Source organism: Nocardiopsis moroccensis, assembly GCF_055763695.1.
In genome coordinates, this window is record NZ_CP199747.1 from 4,000,547 (window position 1) to 4,023,484 (window position 22,938).

The window sequence follows — 22,938 nt, forward strand, 5'->3', positions numbered from 1 at the left end:
CACCCGAAGCGGGGGGAGGGTCGGAGCGCGGGTCGAAACCGTTTCCCGGAACACATCGCTATTAGTGCCAGAAGGGCTGGAAAGCAACAGTTTCGAGTAGCCGAAACAGGACACCTGGAAAGCTCGGATTCCTGCCGGAAAAGCCTCGGCAGGAAGCCACTCCCCTGGTACTGTCTGCAACTGGTTGCTGTTGTAGTTTCCATGGATGCCCCAGGCGCCTCGCGGAACTTCACGTGGGCGCTTGTCGATCCGGGATTACCCTTCGTCGGTCCAGCGCCCGGCGACCCGGGACCAGCAGGGTGCGGTCCCGTCGTAGTCCCCAAGGGAGAGCACATGGCTCAGGGCACCGTGAAGTGGTTCAACTCTGAGAAGGGTTTCGGGTTCATCGCCGTCGAGGGTGGTCAGCCCGACGTGTTCGTGCACTACTCGGCGATCGCGGGTACCGGCTTCCGGAACCTGGAAGAGGACCAGAAGGTCGAGTTCGACATCATCCAGGGCCCCAAGGGCCCGCAGGCGGCGGACGTTCGCGCGGTCTGACCGTCACACGTGCGTTTCCCCAGCCCTCCGCTCCCCGAGCGGGGGGCTGGTTCGTGTACGGGGGGGCGCTGCGGCAGGGGACCGCGCACGGACGGGACACGGTTACCCAAGCCAGGCGATACCGGTTAACCTGCTTGAAGCCGGTCGGTACACCAAGAGCGAGGATGGAACATGTTCGGCATCAGTGGAGGGGAGTTCGTCCTCCTTCTTCTGCTCGCTCTGTTGATCTTCGGCCCCGACCAGCTCCCCAAGGCCGCGCAGCAGGTCGGTCGCGTCCTGCGGCAGCTCCGCACGATGGCCAACTCCGCCTCCAACGACATCAAGGAGGGGCTCGGCCCGGAGTACAAGGACTTCGACGTGCAGGACCTCAACCCCAAGCGCTTCATCCAGAAGCACTTCTGGGAGGACGAGGAGTCGGAGCGCAAGCCCGTCTCCCGCCTGAACGGCAAGCGCCCGCCCTTCGACAGCGAGGCGACCTAGGCGTTTGCGGCAGGGCGCCGGCCGGAGACTGGTCGGCGGAGCCTCAGCCGACCAGCATCAGGAAGAACGCCCCCAGTCCGAACAGGACCACGCCCGCGATGATGATCGCGGGTGATCCCAGGGCCAGGATGAGCAGTTCCGCCGTCACCGCGCCGCCCAGCGCGGCGGCGAGCCAGGGCCACCGGGGCCGGGGAGCCCAGTCGTGGCGGCGTTCGCGTGCCAGCGCGACCAGGAACCCCAGTCCGATCATCACCCAGAACGCCAGGTGGGCCAGGATGCGTACGTCCGGTGCGACGTAGTCGGCCATGCCCCCGATGACCACGACGTAGAAGACGGTCGCCGTGCCCAGGCGCCAGAAACCCCTGCTGCGCTCGGCCGGGATGACCTTGCTCCTGGCTCTGGTGGTACGGCGGAAGCGTTCGGCGGCAACCGGCTGGTGCCCCTCCGGTTGCGGGGCGCGCCCGGAGGGTGGGACCACCGGTCCCGGTTCAGGCGTCGGCGGGCGTTCGTATCCGCCCTCCGGTTCCTCGGGCTGGTGGTATCCGCCTGGGTGCTGGGGGGAGTCGGACACGGGGGGTGCGCCCCTTCACGGTTGAATCGGTCCCGGCCTGTGTCGGCCCGCTGTGTAACGGCCTCTTACCCGGTGTGGTCATCGGTCAAATCCCGCGACGCGGTCGAGGTGTCCGATATCCCGTGGGCCCCGCGCCTCGGGGCGAGCCGGCGCGAACTCGCCGAAGGGCCCGCCGACAGTGTCGAACGGGCCCTCCTGATCGCCTGAGTTCTCGGAAGAACGGTCAGTGCGCGCTGATGTCTACCACCAGCTCCAGCCGTTGTTCCTGCGCGTGGCCTTCGCGTGCATGGTCATGGCATCCACCTTTCTTTCGGTCTCTGGCCCATCCCGCAACCAAGATGTCCTATCCCGGGACGCTCCACAAGGGCTGCCGATGAATATTCGCCATTCGTTGGGCGTGTCTCGACCAAAGGTTGCAACGGTACACCGCGAAAGGCCGCACAAGTCACTGTCTTCGCAGTTCAGGCGAGTTTCCATTGTCCCGCGCCAAACACCCCCTCCCCGATGACCTGCAAAAACAAGACCCCCGAGGAGCAAAATCCCGGAACTCCGACATAACGGAGAGTGAGAACTGGGCCGTTGTGACCCGACACGCGAGGAGACGTCCCTCCCCCGTGGACACCGATGGCGGCGGTACGTATTTCGACGTCATGACGATCAACCCACGAGGGACATCAAGGAAGGAAACACCACAGAACATATCTTCTCCGGCTTATCACCAGAAGAAGGACGGTCACCCTGTGTGCCCGGAGGGAGGCCGGGTTCCTTCGGGGATGGCGGCCTCCCCCACCCAAATGAGGAGGTTTCGGTCATGCATGAAGAGGCGTATTCTGCACTGCCCTTCGACCCGCGCCTTCCACCGCATACCACCCCGAGCACTCGGCGGCCCTGTATCCGGCCCAGTAGGCTCCTCCCCCATGCAGACACCGCAGAAGGCCCTCCGCCGTGCCGCGAACCGCTCCTGGTTCGCCACTCTCGTCCTCCTGGCCGCCCTGGTCGGCGTCTGGATCGTGGCCGGGTTGACCACCGGCATCAGTGAACTGGACGAACGGTGTTCGCATGGGATGGTCGGCCCGGGCGGATGGCACGAGGTGGAGCGGAGCTCCTACCCGCCCAACATCACGTGCGTCTATCCCGGCGGTGAGTCGATATCCAGCGCCGGGCCCCTGGTGTTCGTGTGGTGGGTCTGCGTGGTGCTCGTGGTGGTCTGTGCACTGACGGCGTTCGCCCTGGAGTTCCTCGGCCTGACGCACGAAGGTTTCGACGGCCGCTTCCCCCTCTTCGCGGCCGTCTTCCCCACGCTGCTCGCGAGCCTCTACGCCTGCGTACTCCTGCTGGCCTTCGTCCCCACCCTCGTGGACCCGAACAGATGCGGGCTCGGCACCCGGTACCTCAACGAGCGGGCACACCTCCACTACGAGCCCTTTCCGCAGCAGGTGACCTGTGATTACGGGAACGGCTTCCCGCTGTCCCTGGTCCCGGCGTGGGTCGCCGCGCTCGAGTGGGCCCTGCTGCTCGCGACGGTGGTCTCCCTGATGGGCCTACTCCTGCAGCGCCGCACCCAAAGACGCGACAGCGGCTCGACGGTGTGACCGACCCCCGCCGTCCGTCCACCGGCTTCCGCACGGAAGCACGCCACACCGAAGCGCAGACAATTTCCAACCACGCGACACAATCCGACCAGCACATGAGAGAATGGGCGGACGCCCCACCAGGAGCATTTCATGCCTTTTCCTTTCCGCTGCCCCTGCACCCTCCCACAAGCACCCTGACCTGCGAGTCTTCCAGCAAACCGAACCACCCCGAGGCTTCGGTGCGCGAAAACCCCCTCTTTGGCGAGGGGCAGGAAAGGGTGGGTGCGCACCCCCGAATGGGACACATTTAGGTTCACACATAAAAGGAGTTCTGGTGAGTCCCCACCCCCCCTCGCCCGTCCGGCTTCCCCACGCGGCCGAGGAGCCCGTCGCACCACCGTCCTCGATCCGCGTCCTCGTCGTCGACGACCACGCCCTGTTCCGGCGGGGCCTGGTGTCGGTCCTGGACGAGGAGGAGGACATCGACGTGGTCGACGAGGCCGGAGACGGGGAGGAGGCCGTCCGCCTCGCCGCCGAACTGCGCCCGGACGTGATCCTCATGGACGTGATGATGCCGGGCTCCACCGGGATCGAGGCCTGCCCCCGGATCCGCGCGAAGGTCCCCGAGGTCAAGTTCGTGATGCTGACCATGAGCGACGAGGAGTCCGACCTCTTCGAGGCGCTCAAGGCCGGGGCCACCGGATACCTGCTCAAGGAGATCGCGGTCACCGACATCGCGCGCGCCGTCCGCTCCATCGCCCAGGGGCGGTCCTTCATCAACCCGTCCATGGCGACCAAGCTGATCGGTGAGTTCGCCGGCCTGGCCAAACAGGAGAGTTCCCCGCCCAGCCGACCGGAGATCCCCGAACTCACCCCGCGCGAGACCGAGGTGCTGAAACTGCTCGCCCGCTCCCTCAACAACCGGGAGATCGGGGAGCGGCTGTTCATCACCGAGAACACCGTGAAGAACCACGTCCGCAACATCCTGGAGAAACTCCAGGTGCACTCCCGGACCGAGGCCGCCATCTACGCCGTCCGCGCCGAGTACATCACCTGAGCTCCGGGCCGCCCGGCGGACGCGGGAAGGCCGACGGGGGTGGGTTCACCCCCGCAGTGTCGCGGGAGGTGGACCCGGGGGGCCGAACAGGAGTCCGGCGCTGCGCCGGGTGATGGTCAGCAGATCGGCGTCCCCGAGCAGGGCCCGGACCCCGGAACTGTCCAGGTTCCCGGTGAGCGCCAGGGTGGCGATGCCGTGCACGATGGACCAGCCGGCCACCACTCCGGCAGCCGCGTCCTCCACCGGCCGGCCCTCCGGGGCCGTGGACTCCACCCCGGCGCGCAGTTCGCCGAAGGCCGCCGCCCGGGCCGCGGCCAGTTCGGGGTCGTCCTCGTCGAGCAGGGTCGGCGCGAACATCACCTGGAAGTGCGCCGGGTGGTCGGTGGCGAAGCGGACGTACTCGACCCCGGATTCCAGGAATCCACCGTCCGCCTCCCGGTTGGCCCGCAACCGGCGCGCCAACTCGGTGAACCCCTCGGTCGCCAGGGCGTTGAGAACGCCTTCCCGGCTACCGAAGTGGTATCTCGGGGCCGTGTGGCTCACCCCGATGTCGGCCGCCAGGGACCGCAGACTGAAGGCGTAGGGACCCTCTCGCCCGATGACCTCCGCGGCCCGTTCCAGAACGGCGGACCGCAGGTTTCCGTGGTGGTATCCGTCTGCCATGCCCGAAACTATATACTGGCAAGTTTCCGTCGCGGAGATACGACCGTCCCGCCTCGGGACCCTTGGCGGCTCCGGCGCCCGGGGGGGTAGGCTCGTCCCCGAACCGGCCCGCCCCGCCGCAGGGGATAGACGCTTCGCCGGTGAGACTCGAGGCTCCGGTCCGGACGAGACCGCCCGCACCAGGGAACAGCAAGCACCCGTCCGACACGGCCGGAGCACGGGAAAGGGCCCGATCCGCTGGATCGGGCCCTTCTCTTGCGCGCACCGTCTTCCTGCGCGCCCCGCGTCCTTCCCGGGGACCTCGCCCCTGCACAAAAAGAAGCGGCCCGTGCGGAGGATGAACTGTGTTCACCGACCTACACGGGCCGCCATCTTCGGTGGAGCTATGGGGATTTGAACCCCAGACCCCCTCGATGCGAACGAGGTGCGCTACCGGACTGCGCCATAGCCCCTGAAGACGAGACAAAGCCTAGCAGGAAAGTTCGGGTGGTCCGAACACACACCGTGCGCGCGGGCCGGCCGATCAGTCTCCGGCGGCCCGCAGGCGGGCGTCGGCATACTGGTCGTAGACCTGGTTCCGGCGTTCGATGAGGGCGATGACCTCGGCCTTCCGTTCCGCCTCGCGCTCCGCCTCCTGCTCGGCCTCGCGGACCTCCTCCGCCTGGGCCCGGGCCCGCAGGACGGCCTGACGGCGGGCCCTGACCCGGGCCTCGCGGTGTTCGGCGTCGGCCTTGGCCGCCTCCCGCAGCAGCGCCAGGTGCCCGGTGAGCAGCAGGACCGGCGGTGCGACCACCCACCAGGGCCCCAGCCCGAAGGCGACCGCCACGACGGTGGCGATGTTCAGCAGACTGAGGGCACTGGTGCGGCGGCGCCGGCGGGCGATGACACGAGCCCTGGGCTCGCCCGTGGGGCGGGGCCGGGTCCTCGGTTCCGCGGGGCGCCGGTCCCGCACCGGCACCTCCTCAGCAGCCGTGTGTTCGCCGCTGAGGCCCGGCCGGGCCATGACCCGGGTCTCGGTGAGGTCCGGGTCCTCCTCGTCGTTCGGGAGTCCCTCCGAACCGTGCTCGGCCTCCTCGACCTCCTCGACGGCACCGGTGTCCTCGCCCTCGCGGCGGAGGTCGTCGTAGGCGGTCTCCGCGGAGTCCTTCCTCAGCAGCATCGGGACGAGGACGATGAGCCACACCACCACGATGGCCAGGTACAGAGGAGCGCTGCTCATCACCCCTCCTCACGATGACGGCCACTGAACGTTGATCGACACCTCGTCGACACCGCGCCGCGTGTGACTGGTCGCCCCTCCGGGAGCAGAGACGTCTCCCGGAAGGACATCGTTCCCGGCCCCCTCGGACCGGGACGATTCCCGTGTGCCTTATCCACGCGTTGCCCGCATCGTCAATGCGTCTATGTTCCGCACGGTACGACCCCGTGTCCATAAATGCGTCACATTCCGACCGGAGTGTCGCAAGATTGTGGACCATCAGTTTCGGTCGTCGCACCCTCCCACTTGAAATACCAGGTCAGGCACCGACTGCGGAGCGCAGCGCCAATTCAACGCAAAGTAATGAATCATTGTGCTTAAAGAGGGGTTTAAGCTCCGAAGGCACCCGTGATGCTGTCATGATCAGTTCGACCCCGAGTACGGCCCCGCCGGATCCCGCGCATCCCCACCACCGTTTGGGCCCTGTGGCCCCAAAGCGGAACCCGGGCCGGAACCCCCCTCACCAGGCGGACCGGAAGGCGCCCCGTCGTGCCAGCGCCGCAGGACCCCCCGGGGGACCTCCTCGGCGGTGAGCGCGTAACAGATGTGGTCACGCCAGTCCCCGTCGATGTGGAGCTGGCGTATGCGCACGCCCTCGTCCCGGAATCCCAACTTGGTGACCACGCGCCGACTGGCACGGTTCTCGGGACGGATGTTGGCCTCGATCCGGTGGAGTCCGACGTTGAAGAAGGAGTGGTCGACGGCCAGGGCGACCGCCGTCGGGGTGATCCCGCGCCCCGCGTAGGCGCTGTCGACCCAGTATCCGACCTGCGCCGACCTGGCGGACCCCCAGACGATGGCGCCGACCGTGAGCTGTCCCACGAAACGCCCCTGGTAGGTGATCGCCCACGGCATGGACAGGCCCTGGCGGGCTTCGCGGCGGATCGCCTGGAGCATCGCCAGGTAGGGGGTGAGCCCGGTGGTGCGCAGCGGCATCTCCGGGTAGGTGGGCTCCCAGGGCCGCAACCACTCGGCGTTGCGGGCCCTGGTCTCCCGCATGACGGGGGCGTCGCGAAGGCGCAGCGGGCGAAGCGCGATCGGCCCCTCCTGAAGGGTGGCGGGCCACCCCTGTCTGCGATTCACGTCCGTCCCTCCGAGGCCCTCTGCACCGTCCCGTACGGATGCGACACCGGCCCTTGGCGCCTGCAGGAGCACCCTTCGTCGGTGACGCCTTCCAGTATTCCACTCCGACCGCGTGGGGTGGCGGCCGTCACCCCCACCACACAAGAATCGGACGATTCCAAACTCCATTCACTCCTGCACCGAAATCCGGCCGAAGGTCAAGGAATTCCCTTCCCCCGGAATGCCCCGGATGTGATTCCGGTCATTGTCCGGTGTCATTCGGGCCTGGGATGGTCCCCGCCCCGGAGTTGGTCCATCGCGTGGCCCAGAACCGGTTCCAGCACGTCCATCCCGTCGCGCACACCACCTCTGGAGCCGGGCAGATTCACCACCAGCGCCCGGTGCCCGGCTCGTTCGGCCACCCCGGCCAGACCGCGCGAGAGGATCGCCGTGGGCACGCCCTTCTCCCGACCCGCCGCGCGCAGCGCCTCCGCGATCCCGGGGATCTCACGGGTGAGCAGCGGGCGTGTCGCCTCGGGGGTGAGGTCCTGCGGGGTGAGCCCGGTGCCCCCGGTGGTCAGCACGGCGTCCACCCGCTCCGCGAGGGCCCGTTCGATCGCGTCGGCGACCGGCACACCGTCCGGCACCACCCAGGGGCCGAGCACCTCACAACCCATGGCCCGGAGCCGCTCGGCCACCACCGGGCCGGAACGGTCCGGGTAGACCCCGGCCGCGGCCCGGTTGGAGGCGGTCACCACAGCGACCCGGTGAACGGTGTCACTCACCGCGCCTCCAGTGCCCCTTCTTCCCACCGGTCTTCTCCTCCACCCGCACCCCGGTGACCTCGGCCTCGGGGTCGAGCGCCTTGACCATGTCCACCAGTCCGAGAGCCGCCGTCATGACGCAGGTGAGCGCCTCCATCTCGACCCCGGTCCGGTCGGCGGTGCGCACCGTGGCGCTGACGTCCACCCCGTCGTCCGCGACCGTCAGGTCCACGTCGACCCCGTGCACGGCGATCGGATGGCACAGGGGAACCAGGTCGGGGGTGCGCTTGGCGCCCTGGATCCCCGCGATCCGGGCGACCGCGAGGGCGTCGCCCTTGGGGACCCCGCCCCCGCGCAGGGCCGCGACCGTCTCCGGGTTCAGCAGCACCCGGCCCGTGGCCGTGGCGGTGCGGGCGCTGACGTCCTTGCGGGAGACGTCCACCATGCGCGCGGCACCGGACTCGTCGAGGTGGGTGAGGCCGGAGGGGTGCGCCTCCGGCTGAGGGCTGTCGGTCATGGCGTGGGACCACTCATCGTCGTCGGGTGCGGGCTCGCGGCCCGCCGGGGCGGCCGACCGCGGGGACGCGGGGTGACGCGTCCCACGATGACGTTACCGTTCCGCTACGACAGCGGCTCAGCGGCCGGGCGCCCTCCCCGCGCTCAGCGGTCGGGCAGCAGCAGGACCTCCGCCGGCGCACCCGCCGGGATCTCGGTGACCTCCTCCGGGACCACCAGCAGCCCATTGGCGTCCGCCAGCGCGGACAACTGGTGCGAACCCTGCCGCACCGCGGGGGAGACCTCGGGGAGCGCGTCCGGCCCGGCGGCGCCCGCCACGACTGCACGCAGGTAGGAGCGGCGTCCCAGTGGTGAGCTGACCGGTGTGGTCAGCCGGGCGCGCACGCTCGGGAGAGGGTCCGGGGCCAGGCCGCGCAGGGCGCGCAGGACCGGCCGCACGAACAACTGGAACGACACGAACGCGCTCACCGGGTTGCCCGGAAGCGTGAGGATCGGGGTCCGGTCCGGACCGATCGTCCCGAAGCCCTGGGGCTTGCCCGGCTGCACGGCCACCTGGGTGAACTCCACGGTGCCCTGCCGGGTCAGCACCTCCTTGACCACGTCGTAGGCGCCCATGCTCACCCCGCCGGTGGTGATCACGACGTCCGCCCGGATCAGCAGCCCCTCCAAGGTGTCCCAGACCACGGCCGGGTCGTCCCCGACGAAGCCGTGGCGGTGGACCTCGCAGCCCTCCTCCTTGGCCGCGGCGGCGATCATGTAGCTGTTGGACTCGTAGATCTGGCCCGGCCCGAGCGGGCGGCCCGGTTCGACCAGTTCCTCGCCGGTGGAGAGCACCACCACGCGGGGCCGGGGCAGGACCGGGACCGTACGGCGCCCGACGGCCGCCAGGACCCCCATCTCACCGGCTCCGACACGGGCCCCGGCCCGCAGCACCGTCGCGCCCTCCGCCACGTCCTCCCCCCGGCGCCGGACAAAACTGCCCGGAGCACTCGGGCGGTCGATCCGCACCTCGACCGCGCCGCCGTCGGTCCACTCCACGGGAACGACCGCGTCGGCGCCCGTGGGCATGGGGGCGCCGGTCATGATGCGGGCGCACAGGCCGGGGCGGATCGCGGCCGGCTCCGGGTCGCCCGCCGGGATGTCCGCCACCACCGGCAGTGCGACCGGAGCCTCCGCGGTGGCCCCGGCCAGGTCGGCCGCGTGGACGGCGTACCCGTCCATGGCCGAGTTGTCGAAGCCCGGCAGGGACACCGGGGAGGTCACGGGTTCGGCGAGCACGGTCCCGTGTGCCTGGAGCAGGTCCAGCTCGGTGGCTTCGGGAGTGGCGACCAACCCCAGAAGATCAAGGATGTGCTGTTCGACGCTCTTCATGGGTCCTTCCGGGTCGTGTACGCGCGGGGAGCGCACCACCCGTCACGGCGGGCGGCTCCGGTCCCATTGTGACCACCCCCGGAGCGGATGCCCCGGATCCGGCCGCCGGGCTCAGCCCCGGAGCTGCGCCTGACGGTCCACGAACTCCTTCAGCCAGGGCAGGAGTTCGTCGGCGAGGTCGGGGCGGCGGCAGGCGAACTCGACCACGGTACGGATGTACTCGGCTTTGTTCCCGGTGTCGTAGCGGTTGCCGCGCAGCAGCACCCCGCGCACCCCTCCGCCGTCCTCCGGGCCGGTACCGGCCAGCTCCTTCAGGGCGTCGGTCAACTGGATCTCACCGCCGCGCCCGGGCGGGGTGGTGTGCAGGATGGGGAAGACCGACGGGTCGCACACGTAGCGACCGATGATCGCCCAACGGCTCGGCGCGTGCTCGGGAGAGGGCTTCTCGACCAGGTCGGTGACGGTGACGACGTCGTCCTCGCCGGTGGCCTCCACCGCCGCGCAGCCGTAGAGGGAGACCTGTTCGGGTTCCACCTCCATGAGCGCCACGACGCTGCCGCCGTGCCTCTCCCGAACCTCGATCATCCGGCGGAGCAGGTCCGCGGACTCGATGAGGTCGTCGCCGAGGAGGACCGCGAAGGGGTTGTCGCCGACGTGCGCCTCGGCGCACAGCACCGCGTGCCCCAGACCTCGGGGCTCACCCTGGCGGACGTAGTGGACCTGGGCGAGCTCGCTGGACTCGCGGACCGACCTGAGCTTGCCCTCCTCGCCCTTGGCCGCGAGCGCCTCCTCCAGCTCGTACGCCCGGTCGAAGTGGTCCTCGATGGAGCGTTTGCTGCGCCCGGTGATCATCAGGACGTCGTGGAGCCCGGACGCGACGGCCTCCTCCACCACGTACTGGATCGCGGGCTTGTCCACGATCGGCAGCATCTCTTTCGGCGTGGCCTTGGTCGCGGGCAGGAATCGGGTGCCCAGACCCGCCGCGGGCACGACCGCCTTGGTGACGGGGGCGGAGTGGTTACGGGGTCGCGTCTGGTCGGTGTCTGCGCTCATGAACGGCACTTTAGGACAGACGAAGCGGCTTACGTGGGCGAACGCGGTCCGATGGCCGAGAAGTCCCCGTCGTTTCGGGTGAAGGCGTGCAAAACGCAACCCGGCGTTCACCCCCTCGGGGCAGGGCCGTGCCCCTTCGGAGCGGACCGGACCGGGTGCCACACTGGGCCCATGAGTGCCCCGAACGGTCGGAGCCGACCGGACAAGCGCGAGCTGCGCGCACGCCTGCTCACCGCACGGCGGGCCAGGGGCGCGCCCGAGCGGGAGCGGACAGGCTCGGCGGTCCGCGAAACCCTCCTGGCACTGCCCTGGCTGGCCGAGGGCTCAACCGTGGCCTGCTACTACTCCGTCGGCGGTGAACCCGACACCCGCGCTCTGGTGCACGCGCTGTGGAAACGCGGCACCCACGTCATCCTCCCCGTCTTCCTCCCCGGCGGCTCCCTGGACTGGGCGGTCTTCGACGGTCCCGACAGCCTCGCACCGGCCGGGCGGGGCCTGGTCGAACCCGTCGGACACCGGCACGGGCCGCGGGTGCTGGAACACGCCGACGCGGTGGTCTGCCCGGCGCTGGCCGTGGACCGGCGGGGGAACCGGATGGGCCGCGGTGCGGGCTGCTACGACCGGGCCCTGGCCCACAAGGGCCCGCGCACCCCGGCGATCGCGGTGGTCCACGACGAGGAGTTCGTCGGGGAGCTGCCCACGGAGCCGCACGACCGCCCCGTGGACGCGGTGGTGACCCCGAGCGGCGGACTGCACGTGTTCGAGCCCGGCGCGGCGGTCTGGTCCGCCGGGTGATCCGGTTCCGGCGGGGCCGGAGCGGGGATTAAGCCGACCACCCGGAGCGTTGTTGCTGGCGGTCGTGTCCCGAAGGGGTCCGCGACCCCACACCCCGACCGGTACGTCCGCCTCGGACGCCCCTCCCCGGGCTCCGGGCCCGCCGTGCGGTCGGCCTCCCGGAGCACCGGGGCCGGCGCGGAGCGGGTGAGGGGCTGTCGCGCCCGTGTTCGGCGAACGCGTACTATTTAGCAGTCAACGGGTGTGAGTGCCAGCAAGGAGGACCCGGAACAGTGCCTACGTACCAGTACGCGTGCACCGAGTGTGACGCCCAGATGGAGGTCGTGCAGAGCTTCAGCGACGATTCGCTGACGGTCTGCCCCGAGTGCGAGGGACGCCTGCGCAAGGTGTACTCCGCGGTCGGCATCGTCTTCAAGGGTTCGGGCTTCTACCGCACCGACAGCGGGAAGAGCACGACGAACAGCTCTGCCATGACCGGCTCCAACTCCGCCGACGGCGGCGCGGAGAGCAAGGGCGGCACCGGGGGCAACGACGGCGGTTCCACCGACTCCGCCAAGTCCGCCGCGGACTCCGGCTCCAGCACCCCCGCAGCCTCCACCAGCGGTGGCAGCGACAGTTCCAGCAGCAAGAGCACCAGCGGCAGCACCGCCGCGACCAGCAGCTGAGCCACCGCACCGTTGACCGCGGACGCGCCGCCGAGACCCCTCGGCGGCGCTTTTTTCCGCCTCCGCCCGAGAGCGGACCGCGAGGCCGGTCCGCGCGGCGTTCGGGGTGCGCCCCCGGCAGGTTGCCCCGGCCACTGGAGAATTCACCCTGTGGACAACCGACCGGAGCGCCCCGGGCCGGCCTAGCGTTACGGGCATGGCCCACACCCCGCCCCTCTACCGGCACCGGCGCGGCCTGGTCCGCCTGCTCGACCGGTACCGGCGCGCCGTCGCCGCGGCGCTGACCGCCCTGGCCGCGATCAGTGCCGTCCTCGTCCTACGACCTCCCCCCGAACCGAGCACCGACGTCCTCGTCGCCGCACGGGACCTCGACGCCATGGCGCCCCTGTCGGAGGGGGACCTCACCGTCCGCTCCCTACCGGACCGCTCCGTCCCGGACGGGGCGCTGGCAGTGGAGGAGCCGACCGCCGGGCTCGCGCCGAACGCACCGCTACGGCGGGGCGAGGTACTCACCGACGCACGTCTGAGCGACCCTCCGGCCCGCCCCTACGGGCCCGGTCTGGTAGCGGTCCCGGTCCGGGTGGCCGACCCGGGCGCGGTCGGTCTGCTCTCCCCCGGCAGCCGGGTGGACGTGCTGGCCGCCTCGGGCCACGACGGGTCGGTCGGCCCGCCCTCCCGAGCCGGACCGGCGGTCGAGGTGGTCGGGAACCGTCCCGTGCTCGCGGTGCCCTCCGAGGGCGACGGGGGCGGGGAACGGGGAGCGCTGATCCTCATCGCCGCCACGTCGGAGGAGGCGAGGGCACTGGCCGGTCACGCAGCCACTTCACGACTGTCCGTCACTATCCGCGGTTGACCGATGACCAAAGGTGGTGAAAGCTGTCGGGGCGCCCGACCGGGCGCATCAGAAACCACGAACACGTAGGGCAGTTCCATGGAAGGCTTCAAGAAGTTCCTGCTCCAGGGCAACCTGGTGCAGTTGGCCGTCGCGGTCGTCATCGGCGCCGCCTTCGCCACCCTCATCTCCGCGTTCACCGAGGGGTTCGTCACCCCGCTCCTCGGCATCTTCGGCGGCGTCCCCAGCTTCGCGGACCTCTACTTCGAGATCAACGGCAGCCAGTTCCTGTACGGCGCCTTCGTGGACGCCCTGATCTCGTTCCTGATCACCGCCGCGATCCTCTACTTCTTCGTGGTCATGCCCATGGGCAAGCTGATGCTGAGGTTCGCCAAGGCGGAGGAGGCCGTCACCCGCACGTGCCCCCACTGCTGCACCGAGATCAACAAGAAGGCCACCAAGTGCGCCCACTGCACCAGTGAGGTCGCCCCGGAGGTCGCGGTCTAGGGAGCAGGGCCGGGAAGCCCGGCCCCGCACGCGCGAGGGCGGCCCCGCGGGGCCGCCCTGACGGTTCGGCCGACGGTACCGTCGGCCCGGGGCGCGTCCGGTGAACGCGCCCTAACCCTCGTACTCCCAGTGCCAGGGCTCGAACGGGCTGGACTTCGCCCAGGCCGGGTGGATCCAGTTGTACTTGGCGCCGTTGGTCTCCATCCAGTTCCACCGTTCCGAGCGGAAGTTCTGGATACCGCAGCCGAGGTCGATCGCCTGGCCCAGACCGTGGTTACTGGTCCCGGGGACCGCCGCGAACCCGGGCGGCTGCTCGGCGTAGACGCGGTGCTGGTTCGGCAGGTCACGGTAGGCACTGGTGATGCAGATGTTCTCGCCGAACTCCTCGACGTACTCCACGTTCAACTGCAGGAAGTCGACGGCGGCGTCGGCCCTGAGGAACTTGTCGTCGTAGAGCGAGCAGAGGGCCTCCTGCGGCAGCAGCCCGTTGGGGTAGCCGTCCGCGTTGGAGGCGGCGTTCGGATCGCAGTCGGCGGCCGCCATGTAGGCCTCGGGGTCCAGCCCCCGGTCCTCCAGCTCCTGGGTGAGCTCGTTCATGCTCGCCTCGGACTGTTCGCGCAGCGCGGTCACCTCGGCGGCGAGTTCGGCCTGTTCGAGCTGGGTGAAGGTCTGGAGCTCCTGCGCCTCACCGGCCAGCCCCACCTGTTCCTCACGCAGGTCGGTGGCCTCCTGGATGAGCGCCTGGTTGTCCTCGGACAACTTGGCCGCGTAGGCCTGCGTCTGGAGATCGTCGTCCAGCTCACCCGCCGCGAGGGTGCCGAGGACGCCCGCGTCCGGCCGCTGGTACATGCTGCTGGCCAACTGGGCGAGCGGTTCGCGCATGTCGCTGAGGTCGCCCTCGATCTGCTGGAGGTCGTGGAGGGTCGAGATCAACTCCTCCTGCGCCTCCTCCAGGGCGTTCTCACGCTCGACGTACTCGTCGGTCGCCTCCTCCAGGGCATCGGCGGCGTTCTCCGCGTTCTCACGGAGCTCGTCCAGGCTCGCCTCGGCCGACGCCGGGGCGATCGCCGCGTCGGACCAGGGAACGACGAGCAGGGAGGTGGCCAACACGAGTGTCAGCGCCTGCGCGATCCGGATCCGGTGGCGCGCCCCCAGAACGGTCAGCACCCCGCTACCCGGTGCGCGGGACCTCCGCCGCGCCGAATCAGAAGTGAACGGCACGAATGATCCTCCGGCTGCATTTTCCTCGAACACCTACTCGTGACCGCAAGGCAACGTACTACATGTCCACATGCGGACACACTGGACGATACGGCCCGACGGCCGCACCTGAGGACGGTTGGCTCCCGCTCCTGTGACTCTCTCGCCCGATATCCGGCGGAAAACCTGGTCATCGGGGTCCTGATGACAGTCGCACCCATTCGCCAACAGTGACCCAGGCACGCAAGCAGCCATAATCGCGACACGCGACATGAACAACATCACACCGTTGCCAGGACAACCAATCGTAGGTCAGCGTACTCCGCCACGCACGCGGAGGGCTTCGCCGGCGGGGGGCGACGCCAATCCGAACCCCATGCATCCCCATCCTGGGTTAGGGTGGGCCCTGCAACCGGGTAACATCCGGTTCTGGCTGCACCCATGGCTCCGTAGCTCAGGGGATAGAGCACTGCTCTCCTAAAGCAGGTGTCGCAGGTTCGAATCCTGCCGGGGCCGCGCCTGAACGTCGGGGTGCCCCCTCCGCGGAGGGGGCACCCCGACGTCTTTCCACGGGTCAGGATTCCCCCTCGTTCCGGTCAAGTCACCGCGGGTGCCCGCGCGTCCCTCCCCCAGCCCTCGCCGCAGGTGCTCTCCCCCGGTGAACCACCCCGCCGACCGGCCGCCGCAGCGGTGTCCACGTACCGGGCCCGGAGCGGATTCTGACGGAGTTCGCCCGTCACTCGTGTCGGGACCGGCTTCGGGCGCCCTCTGCGTCGATCATGGGAACCAGGCTGACCAGGGGGGGAGATGACGTGACCGACGGAAAGGCGACCGGAGGAGAGGGACCGGGACGCAGGCCGGGCCGGGAAACGGCACGGGAGCCGGAGCAGGAACCGGCGCGGACCGCCAGGGCCCGGCAGCGGGGCGGCTCGCCCTCGGCGATCTCGGGGGCGCTCAAGAAGGATCCCCAGCCCGGGCCGCAGCACTGGGGCGGGCCCCGGCCGCGCAGAGCCGAGCCCGACGTGTTCTTCCCGCGGAAGTTCCCCCGCCTGTCCCCGAACGACATCTAGCCGCCCCGCCCGGCGGGGGCACGGAGCCGGACCGCACGCGGGCCCGTTTCGGCGCGGGCCCGGCGGCCCGGCGGGCCCGAGAGACGACGGGTCTACAGGAAACCGCGCCAGGGCGCCAGGACGATCTCGCTGAACTTGGCCGCGAACGGGCGCCCGCTCCACTCCTCCTCGGTGAGTTCGCGGGCGTTGGTGAGGTCGGTCTCGAAGACCGTCTCCAGGTGCTTGGCCACGCCCTCGTCGAAGATCTCCACGTTGATCTCGTAGTTCCCGGTGAGGCTGAGCCGGTCCACGTTGGCGGTGCCGATCGTGCTCCACCTGCCGTCCACCGTCGCGGTCTTGGCGTGCACCATCGCGTCCTGGTACAGCCACAGCCGCACCCCGCCCCGGAGCAGCTCCGAGTACCTGCCGCGCGCCATCCAGTCGGCGACGACGTGGTTGGAGTTCTCCGGCACGAGCACGTTGACGTCCACACCGCGCCGGGCCGCCTCGATGAGGACGTTGGCGAGCTCCCGGTCCGGGATGAAGTAGGCCTGGGTGAAGATTACCCGGTCCTTGGCGCGGTCCACAGCTTCCAGGAACATCGCCCGGATCGGGTAGATCAGCAGCTCGGGGACGTTGCGGTGGACCCGGATGCGCGAGTCCCACTCCGCCGTGCCGAAGCTCTCCAGGGCGGGCTGGTCCGAGCGCCGGTTGGCGTTCCAGAAGTCCGCGAAGGCGTTCTCCAGCTCCCACACCGCGGGTCCGACCAACCGCAGGTGGGTGTCACGCCATTCGATGGCGTAGGTGGAGCCCACGTTGAACCCGCCGACGAAACCGATCCGGCCGTCCACGGAGAGGATCTTGCGGTGATCCCGACCGGACTTGCGCACGTTCAACAGCAGTACCCCGGGGCGGAACGCCGGGTAGCGCAGGACCTGTACCGAGGGCGGGAACCGGAAGAAGGAGCGCGGGACGACGAGGTTGGCGAAACCGTCGTAGACGACGTACACCTCGACGCCCCGTTCGGCCGCCTCGATCAGCGCCGCCTTGAACTCCCGGCCCACCGCGTCGGACTTGACGATGTAGGACTCGAACAGGATCCGGCGGCGGGCTGCACGGATCGCGTCGAGCATGTCCTCGAAGAGGTTCTCCCCGTAGGTGTAGACCGTGGCGGTGGTCTCGCCGACCGGGATCGAGGCCGGTTCGGTGCGGGGAAAGTTGACCCGGTGCGGACGCACCCTCTTGCGCCAGTGGTCGACCCCCACGAGGGCCGCCACCACCGCCACCTGGGTGGCCAACAGTCCCAGCAGCCCCCGTTTGGCCCAGGTCGTGACGGTCGAACGTCTCAGCATGCGGTCGCCTCCCCAACAGGAAGTCCGCTACGGCCCCGTGCGTAGCGGCCACCCCGGCACAAGGTGGAACTCCACCGTAACCCGGCACGCGTCCCGGCACCGGGCACGAACCGCTCAGTCCCGGGCACGTCGCCGCAGCACCAGCAGTTCGGTCGTCGGGCTCTCCCTGCGGCCCTGGACCAGCCGCCGGTCCACCCGGTAGAGGAGGGCTCCGGCGAGCCATCCCGTCGGTGCGGTGACCGTGGCCGCGCGCAGCAGGCCTCCCCACACCTTGCGCCACGGCAGGGAGGCGTCGACCTGGGCGTTCATCAGCACCAGCATGGGGACCCTGCGCACGATGTCGAACCCGGCCTTGTCCGCCAGCGCCGAGATCGTCTCCAGCGTCCGGTTGACCTGGTGTTCGCCGCGCTGCTCGGGGCGCTGGAGGCAGTTCTCGGAGATGACGAGGGTGCCCCCCGGACGCACCACCCGGCCGAGGTTGCGCAGGGCCGCGGCGTAGCGGTCGTCGTCGGTGATGTGGAAGAGCACGTCCATACAGGAGGCGGCGTCGAAGGCGGCGTCCTCGAAGGCGTCCAGTTCGGACACGTCCTGGCGGACGAAGCGGTGCTCCGGGAAGCGTCCGCGGAGCCGTTCGACGGCGGCGTCGGTCATGTCGCAGCCGGTGACGTCCCCGGCTCCCAGGCGCTCCCACTGGCGTACGTAGAAACCGGTGCCGCTGCCCGCGTCGAGCACGCCGGCCCCGTCCAGCCCCAGCCGTCCGACCTCGCGCAGGAAGACCTCCTCGCGCACCCGGTACATCCAGCTGTTGAAGGGCCGTCCCAGGGCCCGGTAGCCGACGCCGCTCTCGGTCCAGTCGTCTTCGAGCCGGTGTTCCCAGAAGTCACGGAGTTCACTGTGGGTAGCCATGAAACCACTTTCACACCGGCCGCCCCCGTTGTCCTGCCGCACCGCCGACCTGCCCGGTTTCCCGGCGGCCAACGCTCCGTACCCGCCGCCCTCCCGCTTCGTCCCGCCCTGACCCGCTCACCCTCTCCGGCGGGCGACCACGTGTTCCACGAACCCGAGTGTGGTCCGGCCGTGCTCCCGAACCTCGAACCCCACCTCCGCCGCCACAGCCCTCGGCAGGCGGCGCGGCCGTTCCCTGCGCGCCTCCAGCAGCCGGAAGGGCCAGCGGGTGTACTCGATGTGGTCGATCAGCAGCAGGAGCCCTCCGGGCCGGAGCACACGGTGCATCTCGGCGAGCGCCCGCCACTGGTCGGGGATCTCGCACAGCGCCAGGACACAGACCACGGTGTCGAAGGACCCGTCCCCGAAGGCGAGGTCCTGGGCGTCGCCCTCGGACAGTTCCGGCCGCAGGCCGAGTCCGGACGCACGGGTCCTGGCTTTGGCGAGCATGCCGGGACTCAGGTCGACACCGGTGAGTTCCACACCGGGCGGGTAGTACCCCAGGTTCTGTCCGGTGCCGACGGCCACCTCCAGGACCCTCCCCTCGGCCCGGCCGCACAGCCGGGAGCGGGCGCCACCGATCATGAACCGCTGGAGCGACTCACCCCGGTCGTAACCGCCGGACATCCGGTCGTACCTCCTGCGCACCTGTTCGGTTCTCTCGTCCACGATGGCCTCCTCGAGCCGTCCCTTGACAGGAACCCCAGTCTGGAAGTTCATGTGGACATGAAGTCAAGCAACGGGAGCCGCCCGGTCGACGGGCGCTCCGGCGGGGAACTGACCATCGGCGAACTGGCCCGGTCCTTCGGGCTGGCCACACACGTTCTGCGGCACTGGGAGTCGGTGGGTGTGCTCGCACCGGCCCGGCGTACGGGCGGGCAGCGGCGTTACACGGACGAGCAGCGGTGTCAGGTCGAGCTGATCCTTCGGGCGCAGCGGGCGGGGATGAGCCTGGCGCGTATCCGCGAGGCCCTCGACGCCCCGGACCAGCAGACCCTGCGGTCCCTGCTCGGCGCCCACCTGGCGGAGTTGGCGCAGCGCATGGACCAGTTGCGCGAGGCGATGGAGATGTTGGAACACGGCATGGCGTGCCGGCACCCGAACCTTCTGGAGTGCCCGGGAGCCCGGGGGATCCCGGAGGGCACCGCCGCCGTGGGCACGGTGGGGACTTCGGGGGCCGGCGGGAAGTAGGGCGGGGGCGGTGCGGGAGGTGGCGGTGTGTTCCGCGTCCTGTCCCCGGCCACTGCTAGACATGTCGCACACCCGCCCGCCGGACAGAAGAAGAGCGCCATGATCCGAGAACACCTCACCGAGTACGCCGGGCTCCCCGTGGTCGAGTTCCTGGACGCGGGTGCGGAGGAGAACCTCCTCCGCATGGCCGCCAACAGGGCGCGCAGGGCGGGGGAGGATCCCCCGGCCTCGACCCCGCACCGCGGCCGTATGGAGGAGGCCGGGAAGGAGCCGGACTCGGTGGCGTGGCGGCTGCGGCTCAGCAGTTACAGGGAGGAGTTCGTCCCCTACCTGGGCAGGTTCGTCGAGGAGGTGGACACCACCCGGGTGCGGGCCCTGGTGATCGGCGACTGGGGGTTCAGTGACGGCAGCGACCTCTCCTCACGTAGCCTCCGGGACGCTCTGATCGGACACGCCGAGGCCTTCCCGGCGCTGCGCTCACTGTTCGTCGGTGACGTCACCTTCGAGGAGAACGAGATCTCCTGGATCCAGCAGTGCGACCTCGCCCCTCTCCTGGCCGCCTACCCCCGTCTGGAGGCGCTGACCGTACGCGGGGTCGGTGACACCTACCAGGGCGCCGGCACGCTCTCCCTGCACGTTCCCGAACACCGTGCCCTGCGTTCGCTCACCCTCCAGAGCGGCGGCCTGCCCGGCCGGGTGGTCCGCGAGGTGCTCTCGTCCGGGCTGCCCGCGCTGGAACGCCTGGAGCTGTGGCTGGGCGTGGAGGACTACGGCGGCGACGCCACCCCCGAGGACCTCGCGCCCCTGCTGTCCGGGAAGGCCCTCCCCGAACTCCGCCACCTGGGCCTGCGCAACTCCCAGCGCACCGGTGTGTGGGTGCGGGCCCTGGCCGGGGCCCCGGTCACCGCCCACCTGTCCTCCCTGGATCTGTCCCTGGGATCCCTGCGCAACCGCGATGCCGAGCCCCTGCTGGCCGCCGTGCCCGCGTTCGCGCACCTGGAGAGCCTGGACCTGCACCACCACTACCTGAGTGAGGAGAACACCGAACGCGTGCGGGCGGCCCTCACCGAAGCGGGCGTCCGGGTCGACCTCTCCGACCGCAAGGGGGACGGCGAGGACGACGAGGAGACCGAGGACCAGGAAGAGGACGACTACGACTACTACCCGGCCGTCGGCGAGTAGGTCCGGCCGCACCTGTCGGCTTCGCACCCACCCGCTCCCCTACCCCTGACAGGAACCCCATGCCCAACGGAAGCCACCTGAGCGAGTACGCGGGGCTGCCCGTGGTCGAGTTCACCGGTTGGGAGGCCGTCCGCCGTGAGTTCCACATCGCCATGTCGTGGGCGAGGAACCGCGGTGAGCGGCACCCGAGCCTGCCGCCGTCGTACGAGCGGCTCTTCGAGGCGCTCAGCGCCCCCGCCTCGGTGGCGTGGCGCCTGCGCACGGAGGAGCCGAGCTACACCAACCGCGCCTCGCAGGACCTCACCGAGTACCTGAACCTGTTCGCCCAACTCGTACCGCCCGAGGTCGTCAGTGCTCTGGTGGTCGGATACACCGAGCACGACGCCCCGGAGAACAGCGAGATCCTCGGTGAACTGCTCCGGCGCGCACCGGAGTACACCGGTCTGCGGTCCCTGTTCTTCGGTGACATCCTCCAGGAGGAGAACGAGCTCTCCTGGATCGAGCACGGCGACATGGCCCCGCTGCTCGCCGCCCTCCCCCGGCTGACCTCCTTCACCGTGCGCGGCGGCAGCTCCGACCTCGGTCTGCGGATCACCGAACCCCACGGTCTGCGGAACCTGGCCGTGCAGTCGGGCGGGCTGCGTCCGGAACTGGTCCGTGACGTGTGCGCCTCGCTTCTCCCCGAGCTGGAGCACCTGGAACTGTGGCTCGGAACGGAGGAGTACGCCGGCGGGAGGACCACGACCGAGGACCTCGCCCCGGTCCTGTCCGGAACCGCCTTCCCACACCTGCGCTCCCTGGGTCTGCGCAACACCGAGCACACCGACACCTGGGTGGCGGTCCTGGCAGAAGCCCCGGTCACCCCGGCCTTGGAGGAGCTGGACCTGTCCCTGGGCACTCTGACCGACACCGGTGCCCGGACCATCCTGGACTCCCCCGTCTTCCACGGCCTCAAGCGCCTGGACCTGCACCACCACTACCTGTCCGAGGACATGGAGCAGCGGCTGCGCGCCGCCCTGACCGCCTCCGGTGTCGAGCACGACCTCTCCGGCCGTGAGGAGCCCGAGTGGAGCCCCTACAAGGGGGTCCTCCGCTACTACACGGCGGTCTCCGAGTGAGCCCGGCCCCTCCACCCCCGCTCGACCGGCCGCTGGTCGTGGTGTGCGTACCGGGCAACCGCCGTCCGGCGCTGTTCACCGCGGCCGCTCGGGCCGCCGGGCTCGCCGACCCTGTCGCGCTCCCCTGGCGCGACCTCGCGGATCCGGCCGCCGGACCGGTCAGCCTGCCCGAGGGCGCCCTGGTCCGGGTGGACTCGGCGGGCGAGGACGCCGCCACCGCCCGTCTGCTTCGCGGCTGGGACCGTGACCCCGACCTCCACCGCGCCGAGGGCACCGCCGACCAGCACCGGGGGTTCGTCCGCGCCCTGGGACGGCTGTCCGGGGCTGTCGCGGCCACCCCCGGCGCGCACCTGCTCCAGGCCCCCGGTGACCTGGTCGACCTGTGCGACAAACGCCGCTGCCACGCCCGGCTGGACGCGGCGGGGATCCCGGTCGCCCCGGCCCTGCCCGGACCGGTAACCGGCTACGACCCGCTGCGCGCGGCGATGGCCGAGCACCGCTGGTCGAGGGTGTTCGTCAAACCCGCACACGGCTCCTCGGCCTCCGGGGTGGTCGCGCTGGCCACCGGTTCGGGCGGCCGGATCAGGGCGGTCACCTCGGCCGACCTCGTGCGGGACGGCGAGGGGTCGGTGGCGCTGTACAACTCGCTGCGACTGCGCACCTACACCACCGAGGCCGAGGTGGCGGCGGTCGTGGACGCGCTCGCCCCCGACGGCCTGCACGTGGAACGCTGGGTGCCCAAGGCGGGCTTCGACGGGCGCGTGGTGGACCTGCGCGTCCTGGTGGTCGCCGGGCGCGCCACCCACGTGGTGGTGCGCTCCTCCCGCTCCCCGATGACCAACCTGCACCTGGGCAACGCCCGCGGCGACCTGGCTGCCCTGCGCGAAAGCGTGGGCCCGCGGGCATGGCGGGAGGCCCTGGCCACGGCGGAGGCGGCAGCGGCGGTCTTCCCCGGCACCCTGCACGCCGGGGTGGATCTGATGGCCTCGCCCGGCTGGCGGCAGTTCACGGTCTGCGAGGTCAACGCGTTCGGCGACCTCCTGCCCGGGGTCGTGTACGAGGGCCGAAGCACCCACGCAGAACAGCTGCACGCCCTCGCGACCGACCGCTTCCCCGTACCCCCGCCCGTCCCGTCCCGCCTCCCGGCCTCTCCCGAGCCGTCCTCTCCCATGGAAACCCGATGAACACCAGCACCA

Annotated in this window: 25 protein-coding genes and 2 tRNA genes; 14 read left to right on the forward strand and 13 right to left on the reverse strand. The window is 70.3% G+C overall.

The annotated features are described in order from the left end of the window. The first annotated feature begins 333 nt into the window (after positions 1-333). Both ACUKCB_RS17745 and ACUKCB_RS17750 read left to right on the forward strand, forming a co-directional pair. Positions 334-537 (forward strand): cold-shock protein, encoded by a 204-nt coding sequence (locus ACUKCB_RS17745; protein WP_017543917.1) that lies wholly within the window; start codon positions 334-336, stop codon positions 535-537. A gap of 171 nt (positions 538-708) precedes the next feature. Continuing rightward, positions 709-1,017, forward strand: coding sequence for a sec-independent translocase (locus tag ACUKCB_RS17750; RefSeq protein WP_452541070.1), 309 nt, complete (start codon positions 709-711; stop codon positions 1,015-1,017). 43 nt (positions 1,018-1,060) lie between these two features. Here the strand turns inward: ACUKCB_RS17750 and ACUKCB_RS17755 are convergent, their stop codons facing one another. Further along, positions 1,061-1,588 carry a hypothetical protein gene (locus tag ACUKCB_RS17755; RefSeq protein ID WP_473036722.1) on the reverse strand — a complete coding sequence of 176 codons (528 nt, stop codon included), beginning with the start codon at positions 1,586-1,588 and terminating at the stop codon, positions 1,061-1,063. Positions 1,589-2,505: 917 nt separating this feature from the next. Between ACUKCB_RS17755 and ACUKCB_RS17760 the strand changes: the two genes are divergently transcribed. Further along, the gene (locus tag ACUKCB_RS17760; protein ID WP_473036723.1) at positions 2,506-3,180 is read left to right on the forward strand and encodes a hypothetical protein; all 675 of its coding nucleotides are present in this window, start codon (positions 2,506-2,508) and stop codon (positions 3,178-3,180) included. A 316-nt stretch (positions 3,181-3,496) separates the two neighbouring features. Further along, positions 3,497-4,219 carry a response regulator gene (locus ACUKCB_RS17765; protein ID WP_473036724.1) on the forward strand — a complete coding sequence of 241 codons (723 nt, stop codon included), beginning with the start codon at positions 3,497-3,499 and terminating at the stop codon, positions 4,217-4,219. A gap of 45 nt (positions 4,220-4,264) precedes the next feature. On the opposite strand, the gene ACUKCB_RS17770 is transcribed toward ACUKCB_RS17765, so the two are convergent. The 8 genes from ACUKCB_RS17770 to galU form a co-directional block, all read right to left on the reverse strand. Further along, a complete protein-coding gene (locus ACUKCB_RS17770) occupies positions 4,265-4,882 on the reverse strand; it encodes a TetR/AcrR family transcriptional regulator (RefSeq protein ID WP_473036725.1) in 618 nt (205 codons plus the stop codon). Positions 4,883-5,260: 378 nt separating this feature from the next. Continuing rightward, positions 5,261-5,334 (reverse strand) — tRNA-Ala (locus tag ACUKCB_RS17775). Positions 5,335-5,405: 71 nt separating this feature from the next. After that, positions 5,406-6,101: a divisome protein SepX/GlpR gene (sepX, locus tag ACUKCB_RS17780; RefSeq protein WP_473036726.1), complete on the reverse strand. Its 696-nt coding sequence runs from the start codon at positions 6,099-6,101 to the stop codon at positions 5,406-5,408. 402 nt (positions 6,102-6,503) lie between these two features. Further along, entirely contained in the window at positions 6,504-7,223 is a 720-nt protein-coding gene (locus ACUKCB_RS17785; RefSeq protein WP_473036728.1) for a GNAT family N-acetyltransferase, read from the reverse strand. 254 nt (positions 7,224-7,477) lie between these two features. Next, the gene (locus ACUKCB_RS17790) at positions 7,478-7,987 is read right to left on the reverse strand and encodes a MogA/MoaB family molybdenum cofactor biosynthesis protein (protein ID WP_473036729.1); all 510 of its coding nucleotides are present in this window, start codon (positions 7,985-7,987) and stop codon (positions 7,478-7,480) included. Then, positions 7,980-8,483 carry a cyclic pyranopterin monophosphate synthase MoaC gene (moaC, locus tag ACUKCB_RS17795; protein ID WP_473036730.1) on the reverse strand — a complete coding sequence of 168 codons (504 nt, stop codon included), beginning with the start codon at positions 8,481-8,483 and terminating at the stop codon, positions 7,980-7,982. Before moaC ends, ACUKCB_RS17790 begins: the two co-directional genes overlap by 8 nt. 143 nt (positions 8,484-8,626) lie before the next feature. Beyond that, positions 8,627-9,853, reverse strand: a complete 1,227-nt coding sequence (glp, locus tag ACUKCB_RS17800; RefSeq protein ID WP_473036731.1) for a molybdotransferase-like divisome protein Glp — start codon at positions 9,851-9,853, stop codon at positions 8,627-8,629. Between the two features lie 111 nt (positions 9,854-9,964). Continuing rightward, entirely contained in the window at positions 9,965-10,906 is a 942-nt protein-coding gene (gene galU, locus ACUKCB_RS17805; RefSeq protein WP_473036732.1) for a UTP--glucose-1-phosphate uridylyltransferase GalU, read from the reverse strand. A gap of 171 nt (positions 10,907-11,077) precedes the next feature. On the opposite strand from galU, the gene ACUKCB_RS17810 reads away from it, so the two are divergent. From ACUKCB_RS17810 to mscL, 4 genes are all read left to right on the forward strand, one after another. Beyond that, positions 11,078-11,701 (forward strand): 5-formyltetrahydrofolate cyclo-ligase, encoded by a 624-nt coding sequence (locus tag ACUKCB_RS17810; RefSeq protein WP_473036733.1) that lies wholly within the window; start codon positions 11,078-11,080, stop codon positions 11,699-11,701. Positions 11,702-11,973: 272 nt separating this feature from the next. Next, on the forward strand, positions 11,974-12,366 hold the full coding sequence (locus ACUKCB_RS17815; protein WP_473036734.1) for an FmdB family zinc ribbon protein: 393 nt from the start codon (positions 11,974-11,976) through the stop codon (positions 12,364-12,366). A gap of 196 nt (positions 12,367-12,562) precedes the next feature. Further along, the gene (locus tag ACUKCB_RS17820; protein ID WP_473036735.1) at positions 12,563-13,219 is read left to right on the forward strand and encodes an SAF domain-containing protein; all 657 of its coding nucleotides are present in this window, start codon (positions 12,563-12,565) and stop codon (positions 13,217-13,219) included. 78 nt (positions 13,220-13,297) lie between these two features. Further along, complete coding sequence (gene mscL / locus ACUKCB_RS17825) at positions 13,298-13,705, forward strand: large conductance mechanosensitive channel protein MscL (protein WP_473036736.1); 408 nt, start codon at positions 13,298-13,300, stop codon at positions 13,703-13,705. Between the two features lie 111 nt (positions 13,706-13,816). Here the strand turns inward: mscL and ACUKCB_RS17830 are convergent, their stop codons facing one another. Continuing rightward, complete coding sequence (locus ACUKCB_RS17830; RefSeq protein ID WP_473036737.1) at positions 13,817-14,872, reverse strand: D-alanyl-D-alanine carboxypeptidase family protein; 1,056 nt, start codon at positions 14,870-14,872, stop codon at positions 13,817-13,819. 476 nt (positions 14,873-15,348) lie between these two features. Between ACUKCB_RS17830 and ACUKCB_RS17835 the strand changes: the two genes are divergently transcribed. Beyond that, a tRNA-Arg gene (locus ACUKCB_RS17835) sits at positions 15,349-15,421 on the forward strand. A 296-nt stretch (positions 15,422-15,717) separates the two neighbouring features. After that, on the forward strand, positions 15,718-15,975 hold the full coding sequence (locus tag ACUKCB_RS17840; RefSeq protein WP_473036738.1) for a hypothetical protein: 258 nt from the start codon (positions 15,718-15,720) through the stop codon (positions 15,973-15,975). A 92-nt stretch (positions 15,976-16,067) separates the two neighbouring features. Here the strand turns inward: ACUKCB_RS17840 and ACUKCB_RS17845 are convergent, their stop codons facing one another. The 3 genes from ACUKCB_RS17845 to ACUKCB_RS17855 all read right to left on the reverse strand — a co-directional run bounded on the left by ACUKCB_RS17845 (position 16,068) and on the right by ACUKCB_RS17855 (position 18,920). Then, positions 16,068-17,306: a phospholipase D-like domain-containing protein gene (locus ACUKCB_RS17845; protein WP_473036739.1), complete on the reverse strand. Its 1,239-nt coding sequence runs from the start codon at positions 17,304-17,306 to the stop codon at positions 16,068-16,070. A gap of 114 nt (positions 17,307-17,420) precedes the next feature. Beyond that, positions 17,421-18,212, reverse strand: a complete 792-nt coding sequence (locus ACUKCB_RS17850) for a class I SAM-dependent methyltransferase (RefSeq protein ID WP_473036740.1) — start codon at positions 18,210-18,212, stop codon at positions 17,421-17,423. A gap of 117 nt (positions 18,213-18,329) precedes the next feature. After that, positions 18,330-18,920 carry a class I SAM-dependent methyltransferase gene (locus tag ACUKCB_RS17855; RefSeq protein ID WP_473036741.1) on the reverse strand — a complete coding sequence of 197 codons (591 nt, stop codon included), beginning with the start codon at positions 18,918-18,920 and terminating at the stop codon, positions 18,330-18,332. A gap of 57 nt (positions 18,921-18,977) precedes the next feature. On the opposite strand from ACUKCB_RS17855, the gene ACUKCB_RS17860 reads away from it, so the two are divergent. From ACUKCB_RS17860 to ACUKCB_RS17875, 4 genes are all read left to right on the forward strand, one after another. Then, positions 18,978-19,442, forward strand: coding sequence for a helix-turn-helix domain-containing protein (locus ACUKCB_RS17860; RefSeq protein ID WP_473036742.1), 465 nt, complete (start codon positions 18,978-18,980; stop codon positions 19,440-19,442). A 99-nt stretch (positions 19,443-19,541) separates the two neighbouring features. Continuing rightward, positions 19,542-20,624, forward strand: a complete 1,083-nt coding sequence (locus tag ACUKCB_RS17865) for an STM4015 family protein (protein ID WP_473036743.1) — start codon at positions 19,542-19,544, stop codon at positions 20,622-20,624. Positions 20,625-20,683: 59 nt separating this feature from the next. Further along, positions 20,684-21,742, forward strand: a complete 1,059-nt coding sequence (locus ACUKCB_RS17870; protein ID WP_473036744.1) for an STM4015 family protein — start codon at positions 20,684-20,686, stop codon at positions 21,740-21,742. Next, complete coding sequence (locus ACUKCB_RS17875) at positions 21,739-22,926, forward strand: STM4014 family protein (RefSeq protein WP_473036746.1); 1,188 nt, start codon at positions 21,739-21,741, stop codon at positions 22,924-22,926. Before ACUKCB_RS17870 ends, ACUKCB_RS17875 begins: the two co-directional genes overlap by 4 nt. Positions 22,927-22,938: the final 12 nt, after the last annotated feature.